The sequence below is a fragment of the Winogradskyella luteola genome (assembly GCF_019203985.1).
GTDB classification, from domain to species: domain Bacteria; phylum Bacteroidota; class Bacteroidia; order Flavobacteriales; family Flavobacteriaceae; genus Winogradskyella; species Winogradskyella luteola.
On record NZ_JAGSPD010000002.1, the window covers coordinates 12,705 to 28,129 of the forward strand.

Here is a 15,425-nt window from a genome sequence, read left to right on the forward strand (position 1 = left end):
AATAGCTTTATTAACCATATCAAAAATAGAAGTGCAAAACTTGTAGAAATAAAACAGAGGAACTCTGCAAAGGCTTATAAAGATAGTGAAAATATTTTATTCGGAATTAACTTACAATACTGTTGATCAGTTTTTTACAAAAAAACTAAATGCATTTCCTCCATAATTTTTTGAATATGAATAATATTCTAAATGACTTAAGTCTGTATGCTTTGAGTGTTCGACTACAAGAGTTCCTTCCGCTTGCAATAGTTTGTTTTTAAACACTAACTCCGGAATCTTAGCAAATAGGCTCACTTCAAAATTATAAGGCGGATCAGCAAAGATAATAGTATGTTGTTGTTTAGAATTTTCTAAAAACTTGAATACATCACTTTTAACGGTATTTATCGGCATTTTAAAAGCTTCAGAGGTTTCGTTTATAAACTTAATGCAGCCATAATTGGCATCAACAGCAGTTATTTGTTCTGTACCCCTGGATGCGAATTCATAACTTATGTTTCCGGTTCCAGAAAACAAGTCTAAGACCGAAATATCATCAAAATAATATTGATTATTAAGTATATTGAACAGGGCTTCTTTGGCCATATCTGTGGTTGGCCTTACAGGAAGCTTTTTTGGTGCCTGTATTTTTCTGCCTTTGTATACACCAGAAATAATACGCATTAAAATGAGTTTAAGATTAAAAAGTGATGATGAAGGTTTTTGTCTTTAATGATTTCTGAAAACTTATAATTAAAATCTGTGCCGATGATATCTACATGTCTTACATAGGTATAAAGCATTTGGTACAACTCGTCGTCTTTTTCTATACGGCCACTTAGTTTAATTTCAGTAGTTTCTACATCTAATTTTAACTGCTCGAAAACAAATAGAACGTAATAGATAAAATCTTCTTTACTGCGATATTCAAAAACATTAAATAATTGTAATTGGCCTTTGTCTAAAACCAGTACTTCTATTGTAGAACTGTTGACTTGTACGTAAACTTTTGTCTTTTTATCGCTACCATTTTTTTGTAAAATAGTATCAATTAATAAGGTTGAGGAATGCTTGTATGTAAACTCACCAAAGGTTTCGAAAATATAGTTGTTGATGTTTACATAAGGTATATAGACATTTACGCTATCGTTGATTAATATTTCATCGTGCGTAATAAAATCGGTCTTTAAAATTTTAGCATTAAACTTTAGGTAATCTGCTTTTAGGTTTTCGCTATAGAGTGCTTTTGGAATAAGTGTAGCCAATTCGTTTTGATGAATAACTACAACAGAATTAAATTCGTCAGAAAAAACCGTATTACTGCTCATCTCGGCCTTGATACGGTTGAGCGTATCAAAAGGTGTGAGTTTTTGCTCAAAGGCAATATGCTTAAGAAACTCAATAGTATTCGAAGTTCTATTTAGAATACAAAAAGAAAGCCCATTCAAATTTACTTGAATGGACAATGCTTTAATATTGTTTTTGGTCAAAACTTACTCTTTTTTTGAATAGTTTTTAGGCCAGTTACCTGTAGTATTAACTTCTTCTAGAGAGCCCACTTTTAAAGTTGGTCCGTTAACACCGTCTACAGAAACAACTTGCTTTTCTTTTTTTACTAAGTACTTATCTTGATCGTGTAAAATAACTTCCTTATCTACTGTGACTTCAAAAACTGATATATCATCTAATTTATCTGTCTTTAAAGAAAATTTCGCACCTTCTTCACCAATACCAACATCTGCCATATTTTTATAGCGATTATCACCTTTAAATATAGAATCCTTAACAGTATAATAACTTAAAGTATCAATAAGAGTAATGGTTTTCATGGTTTCAACACCCCCAAAAGCAAGTGTTCTTTCTTTATCCAATACCAATGTGTCACGTCTTTGTGTGATTGGTACTTGTCCATTTTCAACAAAGTCAATTAACTTGTCAAAATCACCTGCATATTCGCCGTGTACTTCTTTATATGCCAATTGCGAGTCTCTAATATCTATTAAACGATCAATAACAACTTCATAACGTTTAACTTTTAGTTTGTTAAACTGAATTTCTTTATAAACAGACATAAACGTTATATAACCCAAATAAACAATCAATCCCCAAAGCACAAGATGTATAACTGGCTTTAATTTCTTTGGTACAAATTTGTCAATTAACCAAACAATGGCTATGGTTAAGATAATAATAACTACAACTGCAATAATTATGTTCATATCGATGATTTATTAATTAGGTCTCTCGCAAATCTACAATTTTTTTTTGTTGGTAAAAACTATCTAAATAAAAAATAAAGAAGCGAGTTAAATTATCCATTACAAAATACAGAATAATGCTATATTGCTTCATATTTGTTTCTGTATGATCACCAATGCTTCTGCATTCTATTCGTTATTAAAATCCAAGTTTCCGTTTCAGCCCACTTCTAAACAAGATATGGTGCTGATGCAGTTGTCGGAATTCATTTTCAATAAATCATCTAATTCTATTTATTTGCTTAGAGGTTACGCTGGTACTGGTAAAACTAGCATTATCGGAACCATAGTTTCTAATTTGTGGCAAGCTAAAAAAAGTGCCGTACTACTTGCACCAACAGGAAGGGCGGCTAAGGTAATTTCCAATTATTCAAAAAAAGAGGCTTTTACAATTCATAAGAAAATATACTTTCCAAAAAAGGATAGAGGAGGAGGTGTTAAGTTTGTGATGCAGCCCAATAAACATAAGAACACCATTTTTATAGTGGATGAAGCTTCTATGATACCAGACTTACCTTCAGATTCTAAACTATTTGAAAATGGCTCACTCTTAGATGACTTAATGCAATATGTGTATTCTGGCCATAACTGCAAATTATTACTCATAGGTGATAAAGCGCAATTGCCACCTGTGAAGTCTGATTTAAGTCCTGCATTGGACAAAGATAAACTCAGTTTAAACTATAATAAAGATGTTACAGGTATAGAACTTGATGAGGTGGTTCGCCAAGAACAAGACTCCGGCATCCTGGAAAATGCTACAGAGCTGAGGGCCGTTTTAGAAACTAGCTTTTATGAGAGCTTTAAGTTCAATGTTGATGCCTATAAGGATATTGTAAGACTTGTTGATGGTTATGAAATCATGGATGCAATAAACGATGCTTACAGTAATGAAGGTTATGAGGAAACAGCCATTATAGTGCGTAGTAATAAGCGTGCCAATCAATATAACAAGCAGATAAGACAGCGTATATTATTTAATGAAAGTGAATTGTCTTCCGGCGATTATTTAATGGTAGTTAAGAATAACTATTTTTGGGTAAAACCAACAACTGAAGCAGGTTTTATAGCTAATGGAGACATTATTGAAGTTCTGGAGATATTTAGCATAAAAGAGCTCTACGGTTTTAAATTTGCCGAAGTAAAAGTAAAAATGGTAGATTATCCTCGTATGCGACCTTTTGAAACCGTTTTGTTACTCGACACAATTGATGCAGAAAGTGCCTCTTTGAGCTACGAAGAATCTAACCGTTTATATCAAGAAGTATCTAAGGATTATGCAGATGAAACTTCAAACTACAAGCGTTTTTTAGGTGTAAAGAACAATACCTTTTTTAATGCACTACAAGTAAAGTTTTCGTATGCCATAACATGCCACAAATCGCAAGGTGGACAGTGGAATACTATTTTTGTAGAACAGCCTTACTTGCCAAATGGCATGGATAAAGATTATATACGATGGCTTTATACGGCTGTGACTAGAGCCAAAGAAAAGTTATATTTAATAGGATTTAAAGATAATATGTTTACAGAAAATACTTTAAATTAGAAGCATCACAATGAAACCAATTTCAGATAAATGCTTCAGATATAAAAAACTGTAATCTAAAACCTATAAATCATCCTAAAACCGTATTTTTGAGATGGTCTAAACTAAATACATGAAGATTATATCCATGATACCTGCACGCTACAGTGCATCACGTTTTCCAGGTAAGCTCATGCAGAACCTAGCAGGTAAATCTGTTATTCTAAGGACTTACGAAGCCACCGTAGCCACAGAACTTTTCAGTGAAGTCTATGTGGTTACAGATAGTAAAATTATTTATGATGAAATTGCAAATAATGGAGGTAAGGCCATAATGAGTAAAACTGAACATGAATCGGGTAGTGATAGGATTGCTGAAGCCGTTGCCGATGTAGATTGTGATATTGTTGTAAATGTACAAGGTGATGAACCGTTTACAGAACGTGAAAGTTTATATAAAGTTTTGGAAGTCTTTAAGGATGATGTCAAAAAAGAAATCGATTTGGCTTCTTTAATGGTAGAAATTACAGATTGGGAGGAAATCAACAATCCCAATACAGTTAAGGTCATTGTAGATCAAAATAATTTTGCGTTATACTTTTCACGCAGCCCAATTCCATTTCCAAGAGACAAGGAAGCTGGCGCACGTTATTTTAAGCACAAAGGCATATATGCTTTTAGAAAAGAAGCTTTGCTGGATTTTGCTGTATTGCCAATGCAGTTTATTGAAGCCACTGAGAAAATTGAATGTATTCGTTACTTAGAATATGGTAAACGTATAAAAATGGTGGAAACAGAAGTACAAGGTGTAGAAATAGACACGCCTGAAGATTTAGAAAGAGCAAAGCGTTTATGGAAGTGAATTACAAAAATGTAAAGGTGATTGGCTTTGATGCAGACGATACGCTTTGGGTCAATGAAACCTATTTTCGTGAAGCAGAGGAGGAAGTAGGTCAACTATTGTCACATTATGAAACACCAAATAAAATAGACCAAGAGTTGTTTAGGATGGAAATAAAAAACCTACCAACTTATGGATATGGCGTTAAAGGGTTTGTACTTTCTATGGTAGAGTTGGCGTTAGAATTATCCAACGGAACAGTTTCCAATGCTATCATTGGAAAGATGCTTCAAATAGGTAAGGACATGATTAATAAGCCCATAGAGTTGCTCGATGGTGTAGAGGATGTCTTGAGTACTTTGTCAAAGGATTACAGATTAATAGTTGCGACCAAAGGAGATTTGTTGGATCAAGAACGGAAGTTAGAAAAATCGGGTTTATTACAGTATTTTCATCACATTGAGGTACTAAGTGAAAAACAAGAAGCCAATTACAAGAAGCTTCTAAAGCATTTAGATATAAAGCCATCAGAATTTTTAATGGTAGGTAACTCATTAAAATCCGATATTTTGCCATTAGTAAATATTGGTGCTAAAGCTATCCATGTGCCATTTCATACTACTTGGCAGCACGAAAGGGTGACTAAAAAAGATACAAATGGCGCAGAATATAGAACCGTAAAAAATTTAAATGAAATTTTAAATTATTTTAAAACTAATAAATAAACTAAGTTTTTATTTTTGTTAAAGATTACTGAGTAAATGATATATAAGAATTATCCAATGGTGTCCAGAGTTGTATTCGGGCGCGGCAGTTTCAATCAATTAGATGAAATACTCGCACCTAAGCGTAAGGGACGTAATGCACCATTTATATTTTATGTTGATGATGTTTTTAAGGGCAATCATTGGTTAACTTCGAGAATAACTTTGTCTTACAAGGATAAAATCATTTACGTGCCAACCAAGGAAGAACCAAAAACTTCACAAATTGACCAATTGGTCGAAGATATTATACTAGAGCATAGCGAATTGCCATCTGGTATTATAGGTATTGGCGGAGGAATAGTTATGGATATTGCTAAGGCAGTATCGTTAATGTTGACCAATAAAGGTGAATCTAAGGATTATCAAGGTTGGGATTTAGTTAAACACCATGGTATATATCATGTGGGCATACCTACAATTTCTGGTACAGGGGCTGAAGTGTCTCGTACCACAATATTAACAGGGCCAGAACGTAAATTAGGAATCAATAGTGATTATACGCCTTTCGATCAGGTTATTCTGGATCCTGAATTGACTAAAGATGTGCCAAAAGATCAATGGTTTTATACTGGTATGGATTGTTTTGTACATTGTATAGAATCGCTTAATGGTACATTTTTAAATGCATTTAGTCAGAGTTATGGAGAAAAGGCATTTGAGCTGTGTAAAGAAATTTTTCTTGAAGATACCTTAACGAAAGAAGATGCGCAAGATAAATTGATGATGGCATCTTGGCATGGTGGAATGAGTATAGCCTATTCGCAAGTAGGTGTTGCACATGCTATGAGTTATGGCTTAGGGTATTTATTGGGAATAAAACACGGTATTGGCAACTGTATTGTTTTTGATCATTTGGAAGAATATTATCCAGAGGGAGTAGCCATGTTTAAGGCAATGAAAGCTAAGCATAACATTCAGCTACCTCAAGGCCTATGTGCAGATTTAGATGGCCATCAATTTGATGCTATGATAGATGTTGCCCTGAGCTTAGAGCCTCTGTGGGAAAATGCTATCGGAAAGAACTGGAAATCTGTAATTACACGTCAAAAATTGCTAGAGCTCTACCAAAAGATGTAAGATGCACTGGTTAGCTAAATTCATTTACTTTAGACTTCTGGGTTGGAAAATTGTAGGAAATACAAATTTTTCAAAAGACACAATTAAAAAGGCTGTATTTATTGCTGTACCACACACGAGTTGGCACGATTTCTACATCGGTATTCTATTGCGAAAAGTCACAAGAGTTAAAACTAATTTTGTCGGAAAAAAAGAATTATTTATCTGGCCTTTTGGCTATTATTTTAGGGCAGTGGGAGGAAAGTCTTTAGACAGAACCTCTGGGCAGAACAAAGTAGAAGCCATTGCTAAATTATTTGATGGTGAAGAAGAATTCAGACTTACCTTAGCGCCAGAAGGCACACGTAAAAAGGTAGAAGAATGGAAAACGGGTTTTTACTATATTGCTAAAGCAGCCAATGTGCCTATTATTATGTTTACGCTAGATTTTAAGAATAAACAAAATAAGGTATCCGAACCGTTTTATATAACGGATAATAAGGAAGCTGATTTTAAATTTATGAAAGCATTTTATAAAGGAGTAGAAGGCAAAGTGAAAGCTTACAGTTGATTTAACCGATGGTTTTTTCCTGTTATAGTGTTTCCGCTTATCTCATCGTACTTTTTTGCGGATAAAGAGAATAAATTTTCCATCGCTTGCTAATAGCTTAAATTTATAGAACAACTCTTGGCATAAGAATTGTATTTAATCTAAATGCAATGAAACATAAAGTAAACTTATAAGTCCCTAAAAAGAAACATTGCAATTATAAAAAAAGCTATCTCAGCATTAACTAGATAGCTTTTTTTCTATGTACATGTTCAATAGTCTGTTGGTTTGTGACCTTAGTTTATTTTTAAAATAACGTGTTCTGCCCAAAACCATGCCTTTAAAACCAAGAGCTTGTTTAGACCAGCTATGTAGATTGAAACTATCAATATGACTAATAATTAGACCATCTTTAAATTTAAATTCCGCATCGATTTTATTATGCACTTCCCTACCTGTTTTGCTGAAAGTATAAAAAGCTTCCCAGTGAGCAGAACCCTCATTTTCATTGGCTTCAATATTTGAAACCTCGATTTTAAAGTCTTTTCCATTTTGTGATTCGCAAAGCATTTGCCACATGGCTTTAGCTCTAATTCCCTTTAACACCCCAAACGCAGGATCCTCAAAGATTATATCATCATGGTAATAAGAAGTCATTGTATTGGCATCTAAATCATTAAATGCTTTGTAAAAATTGATAATAATATTCTTCATCTTAAAATAAATTTGAAATTATAAAGTCATAGAGCAATGCAGATAATTTCTGTAATTCATCAATTATATTAGGGTTAAATCAGTGGTTAGCTATAAAAGCAAAAGACTTCCTTTGAGGGAAGCCTTTTTTATTCCAAAATAATTTTATTTCTAAAACCTATATCTGTACGATCATCAAATTTAAAATCAAAATAACCAGCATCATCTTTTTTGCCACTAACATTTGCTTTTGCTCTACCGATTTCAAGACCGTTTTTGTTATAGGCTTTTGCTGTAACATCACTATCAAAATCTTCATTGAAGATAAGATATATTGTTAATTTATTGTTCTTTCCAATAGGTTGATTTTCAATATTGTAAATACCATTTTTCAAACCTTTGATTAAAAGGTTTTCGGACAGCACAATTTCACATTCAAGTGTTTTATCTACGCCTTCAGAAACACCTTCAAAAAATTCAGTAGCGGTTTCGCCTACAACTTCGCCACCTTTGTTAATACCTTCCTTGGTTTTATTGGCTACTCCATTGCATGATACCAATACTAAACATATCATGCACAGGATCCATATATTTAATTTCATTTTTTAATATGCTAATAATGCATTATAAAAATACATTAAAAATCAATAAGATCAGCACATTTGAATGACACATAAATATAAGGGCATTCCCAGAGTAATGTTAAATGGAAACGTAATTGCCAATGCCATTGGCAAATACAAACTCGGATTCGCCTTTGGTACAGCCAGGCGCATTGCAGCCGGTACAGCGATGTAAGATGCACTAGCGGCTAATATGGCAAAAAGCAATCGATTACCAACACTTTCCGTAAATGTTGAGCTTATAAAAGCAACGGCAATACCGTTAATAATTGGTACCACTATGGCAAATACAAGTGCAAACCAACCTTTTTTGAGAAAGGCACCCAGCTTTTTTCCGCTAGTGATTCCCATATCCAGTAAGAAGACAGCCAAGAATCCTTTAAAGAGGTCGGTTGTAAATGGCTTAATACCTTGCGCTTGTTCTTCACTTGCTAAAAAGCCAACAACTAAGCTCCCTAAAATTAGTAATACACTTCCGTTGGTGAGTGCGTGTTTGGCAACCTTGCCCATAGATATTTTAACAGGATTGTCTTTGTCGTATATTGATATTAAAAGTAGCCCAACGATAATAGATGGGGCTTCCATCAATGCCATAACAGCCACCATATGGCCACCAAACGTTATTTGCTCAATTTCTAAAAAGGAAATGGCCGTTACAAATGTTACAGCACTAACAGAACCGTAAGCCGCAGCAATGGCCCCTGCATTTGCGACACTAAATTTTCTTCTCAAAATGTAGTATGAATAAATCGGTACTACGACTGCCAGTAAAATCCCAAATAAAAGCGACCATAAAATTTCTAAATTTAGGTCGCTATGAGAAAGCTCTTGCCCACCTTTAAATCCTATTGATAATAGTAGATAAAGGGAAATAAATTTTGAGGAATTGGGGGGGATTTCTAAATCACTCTTAAGTTGTACTGCGATAATACCCAGAAAAAAAAACAGGAGGGCTGGGTTAGTTAAATTATCAACTAACAAATGTAAATCCATATGTTATAAGTCTAGATTGTAATAGGGTTGGTTAGATATTAAGTAAGCTTCTGATTCTTACTTTTTAATAAACGTAATGTCTAAAGTACCGTTAATAACGATTTCGTAGTTTTCACGTCGTGCAGTATCAATATACCCTTTGGCTACTTCTTTTTCCTGCTTTAATTCTTGTATACGTGAATTTTCGTAAGTAGTGTCACAGTTTTCATTACCTTCACACAGACTTAGACGCTGTATTTTGTGATAGTTTATTTTTTGATCTATCAGAGCATTTATAATGTGAGAGGCCTCAGAAGGCTTAAACATACCCTCAACTAGATTAATTTTTTGTTCGGTCTTTTTTTCGACTTGCTTTACAGTATTTTTCATAATTCTATAGTTTTAATAAATGTTGTTTTATCTTTGATTAGTTTCCATTAGTTTAATGATTGCGATGCACATAATTATAAAAGCACATATAGCAATATGTTCTATAAAAACGTTGTCATTCATGTAAGAAAGTGTGAGTAAACCCGAAACTCCTAACAAAGTTAATGCTGCCCAAACCTTATTTCTTAAAGTAGATTGCTCAGAGTCTGTATCTCTTAATCTTTTGATTGTAGTATTAGATTCTAATCTAGCCATATTTAAATTGTATTATTAATTATTATAATTTATTCACAGTGCAAAGTTGAAACAAAAAATTTATTTATTTTTATATATATTTTTTATCATACATATAAATATTATTTATGAACTATACTTTGCATCAACTACAAATCTTCTTGAAAATCACGCAGTTAAAGAGTATTACCAAAGCATCGGAAGCGTTATTTTTGAGTCAACCTGCAGTTTCAATCCAGTTAAAAAAGTTTCAAGATCAGTTTTCAATACCATTGACCGAAGTTGTCGGCAGGCAGCTTTACGTTACAGATTTTGGTTGGGAAATAGCAGAAGCGGCAGAGAAAATACTTAATGAAGTTCAGGCCATTAACTACAAAACGATGTCATTTAAAGGCCAGGTAGCAGGACGCTTAAAAATTTCGGTTGTTTCTACAGGAAAGTATGTTATGCCTTATTTTTTATCAGATTTTATAAATAAAAATAAAGGGGTTGATTTGGTAATGGATGTTACTAACAAAGGAAGTGTTGTAAACAGCCTTGAGAAAAACGAAGTAGATTTTGCCTTAGTTTCTGTAGTGCCTAACCAATTGAATTTAGACCGCATTGAGCTTATGGAAAATAAGTTATTTCTAGTGGGTGGTACCAATTTAAAACTAAATAAAAAGACATCTCCCAAGAAGCTATTTGAAACTTTTCCATTGATTTATAGAGAAGACGGATCTGCAACCAGAAATGCCATGGAAGCTTATATTGCAAGTCACGATATTTCAACCCGAAAAAAAATGCAACTCACTTCCAACGAAGCTTTAAAACAAGCTATCGTAGCTGGACTTGGGCTTTCTATAATGCCGTTAATAGGTATTAAAAACGAACTTAAAAATAACGATCTGCAAATTATTCCGTTTAAAGATCTGCCAATAGTGACCAACTGGAATTTGGTATGGCAAAAATCAAAAAACCTCTCACCAGTTGCCATGGCTTATTTAGAGTTTTTAAAATTTGAAAAAGATAGGATTATTAAAGAAAATTTCGACTGGTATGAAGAGTATTAAATACGCTTAATCTTATCTATAATTTTACGTATACCGGAATACACAAATGCATTCGTCCTAGCATAGTAAAACGAAATAAAGCATACAGTTGTGAGAAATGTTAAAGCACCAATTAATGCCTGCCAAGGAGTAAGCGTTTTTCCTACAAGTTGATGCAAGCCAATACCAGTGAAACTGCCGTAGATGACTATGAAATGAATCACGTATATGGATAGCGTCTTTTGTCCTATCCGTAAGATTAAAGGTTGTTTGATGTACTTCTCCAGGAGATAGAATACAGAAAATAAGATTAAAACATTGCCAAGTCTAATAAATAGATAGTTGTAATAAGCAACATCCTCAAAAAGCTTAACATTAAGCAAATAATAGAGCTGATTAAATAGCCAAGACGATTTAAAAATTAAAAACAAACCACAGACAAAAAAACCAATGACAATAGCCAATTTAAAACGTGGTCTCTCTAAATATCTATAAAATAAAGTAGATATAAACGCCCCAAAAGCCATATAGCCAAGCCATGGTAAAATGGTAAATACAGAACCGTTTGCTTTAGTTAAATAATTTGAAAACAACACTGGTACGTTTGGGTATTCTAAATATCTATATAATGGTTCGGTCAAAAAAATTGATAAACCAAGCACTAGCATTAAGATTGAAAACACCAAGGTTTTCTTTAATGTTAGTTTATAAATAATTACAATTATTATTAATGATATACCTATGCATTGTAGCACATCTACAATTAAGAAATAGCTACTAAACTTTCCAATTAACCACTTAAAAATGGGCACACGCAATAAGTAACCTATGCCTATGAGCATTAAGCCTCTATTAAGACCTTTACGCATACGTTGCTGTAGGTTTCCGTTATTTTTTGCACGTATTAATAAGTAAGAAAATATAAGTCCAGAAATAGTAAAAAATGTTGGAGCTGTAATTCCTCTAAAATACTTCCATATCCAAAAAATAGTTTTGGATTCGTCTCTGTAAGATACATCCAATAAGGTATCTATAAAGTGCCCTTGCAGCATCATTAATATGGCAAATGCTCGGATTGCATCAATAAAATATAGACGTTTTTTATTCAATTTAGAGAATGGGTTGGTATACAAATGTACTCTTTAGAGCATAAATATTTAGAAGAAGTCTTAATTCTATTTGTAAATACTAATGCTATTTTCATTAAAAAGGCATGTTATACTTCAATCTTTTTGCATAGACATCTATGGTTTTCTTTATCAAAATCTAAAAAAATGCATAACGATTATAAGAAAAAATCTTAGTAATTATTACATATTCTTACTAAGAATATCGCCATATAGCTCTTAATCAATGACTTTAATCGAATAAATAATGCTAACTGAGGTATTTTTAATTATTTGTCGGTCTATTATTGCAATTTGTATAATAGTGAATTCATTGTGTTATGTATTATTTGTATCAAAAATCTAAAACACCTACAGTACAATATAAGCATGCGCTGATAATGATAAAACAATTAAACCAAATCGAACCATGACCATTTCTGATAAATTTAAATTCTCTTTGCTTAAAAGTCGCTTGGGCAGACTCATAAGGGATATTGAAAGTAGGCTAATAGTACTGAAAATGATGTTTTCTAATTCAAAAAAAGCCAACCGAAAGACTGTTTATTGTATTTCTCCCTACAAAACCGGCACTACGTATTTATCAAGTTCTTTTAACCCAGAAATATCTCAACACGAACCCATACATTATACATCTTACAAAGTCTTGGATAGGGATTTCGACAAGTATTTTGCCAAACGATTAAATTACTTGGACTTAAAACTAGAATGTTCTGGATCGTGGAGTGCTTATATTGAAGAGATGGCAAACAATAAAGTTGCCAAGGATTTAGAATATATATGTGTTTTGAGATCTCCTTCATCATGGATAACTTCAGTAATTAACTATTGGAATAAAACCAACATGCTAAAGTTTCATTTCGATATACCTCTCGAATTCTTTTGGAAACATAAAGTAGGTGTAGATTTACGTGCTTTTGATTTTAAGAAGGACAATAAAGAGAATCAAGAAATTATAGATAAACTGATTAAGTTTTATTTTGATTTTACTGAAAAAACTAAATTGCTAAAAAACGTAACCTACATTGATTTAAAAGATATCGGCGATAGTATACCCAAGGTAGAGGAATTAATAGACGAGAAAGCTGCCGTTAAGGATAGCTGGAAAAGAGAAAATAAAAAGAAGCAATTTATTTATAAAAACGATTCTATAGACGAAGCTTATAATCAACTTACTGCTGGTCTTGTGGAGAAAAAAAAACATGAGCCAATGGTAAGACGGCTTGTGTCTTAGCTTAAATGAACTAATGAAGACTAAATAGAAAGCTATAATTCACTTTTCAATTTTTTAAAACTGCTATAAAATTATCATAAGTTTCATGGGTTTAGTACATTTATAACCTATGGAGTTTCTTAATCAACTGCTCAAAGACTTTTCTGCTTTAGCTTGGAGTTTCCCATTCATGATATTGTTCATTGGTGGTGGGTTATACTTACTTATTCGTTCTCGGTTTTTGCCATTTCGATATTTGGGGCACGCCATTTCTGTATTGAGAGGAAAATACGATGACCCAAATGATCCAGGGCAGATTTCACACTTTCAAGCTTTAACTACAGCTTTATCTGCAACTGTTGGCATGGGCAATATTGCTGGTGTGGCTGTGGCTATATCTATAGGTGGTCCTGGAGCGGTATTTTGGATGTGGATAAGTGCAGTCGTTGGTATGTCCACTAAATTTTTTACCTCCACATTAGCAATACTATACAGGGGAAAAGATAGTGCTGGTGAAATTCAAGGAGGACCAATGTATTTTATTACGGAAGGGTTGGGTAAAACATGGAAACCTTTAGCCATATGCTTTAGTATTTGTGGGTTAATTGGTGCGTTGCCTGTATTTAATGTTAATCAATTAACCCAAGCTTTAAATGATATTTTACTAATACCCAATGGTTTTGAAGTAAGCTTTACATCTAATCTTTGTATAGGTTTAGTATTGATAAGTGTAACGGCTATAGTTATTTTAGGCGGAATAAAACGTATTGGTAATGTAGCATCACGCTTAGTACCTAGTATGGTTGTTCTTTACTTTGTTTTGGTCATCATAATTTTAGTGGCCCATAATGATGTTCTACTACATTATTTAGAACTTATAATTACGGATGCATTTGCGGCGAACTATTATCAAAAAGATGATACTATTTTTGGGGGAGTTCTTGGAGCCTTGATATTACATGGTGTAAAGCGTGGTGCGTTTTCTAACGAAGCTGGTATTGGCACCGCACCAATGGCACATGGTGCTGCAAAAACAGACGAACCCGTAAGAGAAGGTTTGGTGGCAATGTTGGGACCTGCGATAGATACTTTAATAGTATGTACATTAACGGCATTGGCTATTTTAGTTACTGGTGTATGGGAAACTACTTCAGATAATGGTGTGAGTCTTACGGCTTCTGCATTCGGAAGCGTTATGCCTTCTTTTGGTAAATACGCTTTATTGATCTGCATTGCGGTATTTAGTATGAGTTCTTTATTTTCATATTCGTATTATGGCACAAAATGCATGTCGTTCCTTTTTGGTGCAGATAAGAAGCACTACTATAACTATTTCTATATTCTAAGTATTTTGATTGGTGCTACAACTAGCCTCAGCATGATGATTAATCTCATTGATGGTGTTTTTGCAATGATGGCAGTTCCAACAATGACCGCTACAATAATTTTAGCTCCAAAAGTCATTAAAGTTTCTAGGATTTATTTTCAAAAGCTTAAAAACAATAACTAGATTTTGTTTAGCAGGTTTTAACTATTAATCAAACAAAACGACTTCATTTGTATATATTATGCTAAATTGATATATTTATGCTAAATTAATATATATGAAGATTGATCTTTGCCCTAATTGTAATTCAGAAGACTATATAAAGAGTGGTATAGTGAATGATAGGCAGCGTTACAAGTGTAAATCCTGTAACTATTATTTCACCGTTAACAAGCTGGGCAAGAAAATTGATGATTATTATGTTAATAAGGCTTTGCAGTTATATTTAGAAGGTCTAACCTATCGTGAGATTGAACGAATTCTGGGAGTCTCTCATGTTAGCATTATGAACTGGGTGAAAAAATATAATATTAAGCGGCCATACAACTCAAAGTATCACCCCACGTATAAAATTTTAAATGCTGAAGAGCTTTCTCGTTTCTTTTCAAATGCTGAAAATTTATCAGGAGCTGGAGCTTTGGTTACAGAACTTGGCGATAAGTTCATGCTAATTAAATGGGAACGTTTTAGGGATTAGTCATATTGGCTAATCACTGTTATTGCTTCTGTTACCTGCTTCATTTTACCTTGAGTTCTGCATCAGTTTTTAAATTGATTCTTTAGAGTTTATAGATCAAAACTATAATAATTTAACAAAAAAATATATTAACTTT

At 33.1% G+C, this 15,425-nt stretch carries 18 protein-coding genes; 9 read left to right on the top strand and 9 right to left on the bottom strand.

All coding sequences use genetic code 11. The features are described from left to right. Positions 1 to 126: 126 nt before the first annotated feature. From rsmD to KCG49_RS02175, 3 genes are read right to left on the bottom strand one after another with little or no spacing between them, the layout of a single operon-like run. Positions 127 to 666 carry a 16S rRNA (guanine(966)-N(2))-methyltransferase RsmD gene (gene rsmD / locus KCG49_RS02165; protein WP_218544548.1) on the bottom strand — a complete coding sequence of 180 codons (540 nt, stop codon included), beginning with the start codon at positions 664 to 666 and terminating at the stop codon, positions 127 to 129. Further along, complete coding sequence (locus tag KCG49_RS02170; RefSeq protein ID WP_218544549.1) at positions 666 to 1,472, bottom strand: DUF3822 family protein; 807 nt, start codon at positions 1,470 to 1,472, stop codon at positions 666 to 668. The genes rsmD and KCG49_RS02170 overlap by 1 nt, the downstream gene beginning before the upstream one ends. 3 nt (positions 1,473 to 1,475) lie before the next feature. After that, positions 1,476 to 2,201 (bottom strand): PH domain-containing protein, encoded by a 726-nt coding sequence (locus KCG49_RS02175; RefSeq protein WP_218544550.1) that lies wholly within the window; start codon positions 2,199 to 2,201, stop codon positions 1,476 to 1,478. 145 nt (positions 2,202 to 2,346) lie between these two features. Here KCG49_RS02175 and KCG49_RS02180 point away from each other — a divergent pair, with 145 nt between their 5' ends. The 5 genes from KCG49_RS02180 (at position 2,347) to KCG49_RS02200 (ending at position 7,003) form a co-directional block, all read left to right on the top strand. After that, positions 2,347 to 3,789 carry an ATP-dependent DNA helicase gene (locus KCG49_RS02180; RefSeq protein ID WP_218544551.1) on the top strand — a complete coding sequence of 481 codons (1,443 nt, stop codon included), beginning with the start codon at positions 2,347 to 2,349 and terminating at the stop codon, positions 3,787 to 3,789. 112 nt (positions 3,790 to 3,901) lie between these two features. After that, on the top strand, positions 3,902 to 4,630 hold the full coding sequence (gene kdsB / locus KCG49_RS02185) for a 3-deoxy-manno-octulosonate cytidylyltransferase (protein ID WP_256259834.1): 729 nt from the start codon (positions 3,902 to 3,904) through the stop codon (positions 4,628 to 4,630). Beyond that, positions 4,621 to 5,334, top strand: a complete 714-nt coding sequence (locus KCG49_RS02190; RefSeq protein ID WP_218544552.1) for an HAD family hydrolase — start codon at positions 4,621 to 4,623, stop codon at positions 5,332 to 5,334. Before kdsB ends, KCG49_RS02190 begins: the two co-directional genes overlap by 10 nt. Positions 5,335 to 5,370: 36 nt before the next feature. Next, positions 5,371 to 6,453, top strand: coding sequence for an iron-containing alcohol dehydrogenase family protein (locus tag KCG49_RS02195; protein ID WP_256259835.1), 1,083 nt, complete (start codon positions 5,371 to 5,373; stop codon positions 6,451 to 6,453). Position 6,454: 1 nt separating this feature from the next. After that, positions 6,455 to 7,003 carry a 1-acyl-sn-glycerol-3-phosphate acyltransferase gene (locus KCG49_RS02200; protein WP_218544553.1) on the top strand — a complete coding sequence of 183 codons (549 nt, stop codon included), beginning with the start codon at positions 6,455 to 6,457 and terminating at the stop codon, positions 7,001 to 7,003. 219 nt (positions 7,004 to 7,222) lie between these two features. On the opposite strand, the gene KCG49_RS02205 is transcribed toward KCG49_RS02200, so the two are convergent. The 5 genes from KCG49_RS02205 to KCG49_RS02225 form a co-directional block, all read right to left on the bottom strand. Continuing rightward, positions 7,223 to 7,696, bottom strand: a complete 474-nt coding sequence (locus KCG49_RS02205; RefSeq protein WP_218544554.1) for a nuclear transport factor 2 family protein — start codon at positions 7,694 to 7,696, stop codon at positions 7,223 to 7,225. Between the two features lie 128 nt (positions 7,697 to 7,824). After that, complete coding sequence (locus tag KCG49_RS02210) at positions 7,825 to 8,277, bottom strand: hypothetical protein (protein WP_218544555.1); 453 nt, start codon at positions 8,275 to 8,277, stop codon at positions 7,825 to 7,827. A gap of 51 nt (positions 8,278 to 8,328) precedes the next feature. Next, a complete protein-coding gene (locus tag KCG49_RS02215) occupies positions 8,329 to 9,291 on the bottom strand; it encodes a sodium-dependent bicarbonate transport family permease (protein WP_218544556.1) in 963 nt (320 codons plus the stop codon). Between the two features lie 57 nt (positions 9,292 to 9,348). Continuing rightward, entirely contained in the window at positions 9,349 to 9,660 is a 312-nt protein-coding gene (locus tag KCG49_RS02220; RefSeq protein ID WP_218544557.1) for a hypothetical protein, read from the bottom strand. A 27-nt stretch (positions 9,661 to 9,687) separates the two neighbouring features. Next, positions 9,688 to 9,915, bottom strand: a complete 228-nt coding sequence (locus KCG49_RS02225; protein ID WP_218544558.1) for a hypothetical protein — start codon at positions 9,913 to 9,915, stop codon at positions 9,688 to 9,690. 107 nt (positions 9,916 to 10,022) lie between these two features. On the opposite strand from KCG49_RS02225, the gene KCG49_RS02230 reads away from it, so the two are divergent. Then, a complete protein-coding gene (locus tag KCG49_RS02230; RefSeq protein ID WP_218544559.1) occupies positions 10,023 to 10,946 on the top strand; it encodes a LysR family transcriptional regulator in 924 nt (307 codons plus the stop codon). Here KCG49_RS02230 and KCG49_RS02235 read toward each other — a convergent pair. After that, positions 10,943 to 12,034: a heparan-alpha-glucosaminide N-acetyltransferase domain-containing protein gene (locus KCG49_RS02235; RefSeq protein ID WP_218544560.1), complete on the bottom strand. Its 1,092-nt coding sequence runs from the start codon at positions 12,032 to 12,034 to the stop codon at positions 10,943 to 10,945. The genes KCG49_RS02230 and KCG49_RS02235 overlap by 4 nt on opposite strands. Positions 12,035 to 12,461: 427 nt before the next feature. Between KCG49_RS02235 and KCG49_RS02240 the strand changes: the two genes are divergently transcribed. From KCG49_RS02240 to KCG49_RS02250, 3 genes are all read left to right on the top strand, one after another. Then, positions 12,462 to 13,286 carry a hypothetical protein gene (locus KCG49_RS02240; RefSeq protein WP_218544561.1) on the top strand — a complete coding sequence of 275 codons (825 nt, stop codon included), beginning with the start codon at positions 12,462 to 12,464 and terminating at the stop codon, positions 13,284 to 13,286. Between the two features lie 109 nt (positions 13,287 to 13,395). After that, positions 13,396 to 14,775 carry an alanine/glycine:cation symporter family protein gene (locus KCG49_RS02245; protein WP_218544562.1) on the top strand — a complete coding sequence of 460 codons (1,380 nt, stop codon included), beginning with the start codon at positions 13,396 to 13,398 and terminating at the stop codon, positions 14,773 to 14,775. 94 nt (positions 14,776 to 14,869) lie between these two features. Continuing rightward, positions 14,870 to 15,289 carry an IS1/IS1595 family N-terminal zinc-binding domain-containing protein gene (locus KCG49_RS02250; protein ID WP_218544563.1) on the top strand — a complete coding sequence of 140 codons (420 nt, stop codon included), beginning with the start codon at positions 14,870 to 14,872 and terminating at the stop codon, positions 15,287 to 15,289. The last annotated feature ends 136 nt before the right edge of the window (positions 15,290 to 15,425 follow it).

Bases quoted from the DNA above. Each gene is read 5' to 3' on its own strand.
- KCG49_RS02205 (WP_218544554.1), bottom strand. From the start codon at position 7,696: ATGAAGAATATTATTATCAATTTTTACAAAGCATTTAATGATTTAGAT.
- rsmD (WP_218544548.1), bottom strand. From the start codon at position 666: ATGCGTATTATTTCTGGTGTATACAAAGGCAGAAAAATACAGGCACCA.
- KCG49_RS02215 (WP_218544556.1), bottom strand. From the start codon at position 9,291: ATGGATTTACATTTGTTAGTTGATAATTTAACTAACCCAGCCCTCCTG.
- KCG49_RS02180 (WP_218544551.1), top strand. From the start codon at position 2,347: ATGATCACCAATGCTTCTGCATTCTATTCGTTATTAAAATCCAAGTTT.
- KCG49_RS02190 (WP_218544552.1), top strand. From the start codon at position 4,621: ATGGAAGTGAATTACAAAAATGTAAAGGTGATTGGCTTTGATGCAGAC.
- KCG49_RS02240 (WP_218544561.1), top strand. From the start codon at position 12,462: ATGACCATTTCTGATAAATTTAAATTCTCTTTGCTTAAAAGTCGCTTG.
- KCG49_RS02210 (WP_218544555.1), bottom strand. From the start codon at position 8,277: ATGAAATTAAATATATGGATCCTGTGCATGATATGTTTAGTATTGGTA.
- KCG49_RS02230 (WP_218544559.1), top strand. From the start codon at position 10,023: ATGAACTATACTTTGCATCAACTACAAATCTTCTTGAAAATCACGCAG.
- KCG49_RS02195 (WP_256259835.1), top strand. From the start codon at position 5,371: ATGATATATAAGAATTATCCAATGGTGTCCAGAGTTGTATTCGGGCGC.
- KCG49_RS02225 (WP_218544558.1), bottom strand. From the start codon at position 9,915: ATGGCTAGATTAGAATCTAATACTACAATCAAAAGATTAAGAGATACA.
- KCG49_RS02200 (WP_218544553.1), top strand. From the start codon at position 6,455: ATGCACTGGTTAGCTAAATTCATTTACTTTAGACTTCTGGGTTGGAAA.
- kdsB (WP_256259834.1), top strand. From the start codon at position 3,902: ATGAAGATTATATCCATGATACCTGCACGCTACAGTGCATCACGTTTT.
- KCG49_RS02245 (WP_218544562.1), top strand. From the start codon at position 13,396: ATGGAGTTTCTTAATCAACTGCTCAAAGACTTTTCTGCTTTAGCTTGG.
- KCG49_RS02175 (WP_218544550.1), bottom strand. From the start codon at position 2,201: ATGAACATAATTATTGCAGTTGTAGTTATTATTATCTTAACCATAGCC.
- KCG49_RS02220 (WP_218544557.1), bottom strand. From the start codon at position 9,660: ATGAAAAATACTGTAAAGCAAGTCGAAAAAAAGACCGAACAAAAAATT.
- KCG49_RS02250 (WP_218544563.1), top strand. From the start codon at position 14,870: ATGAAGATTGATCTTTGCCCTAATTGTAATTCAGAAGACTATATAAAG.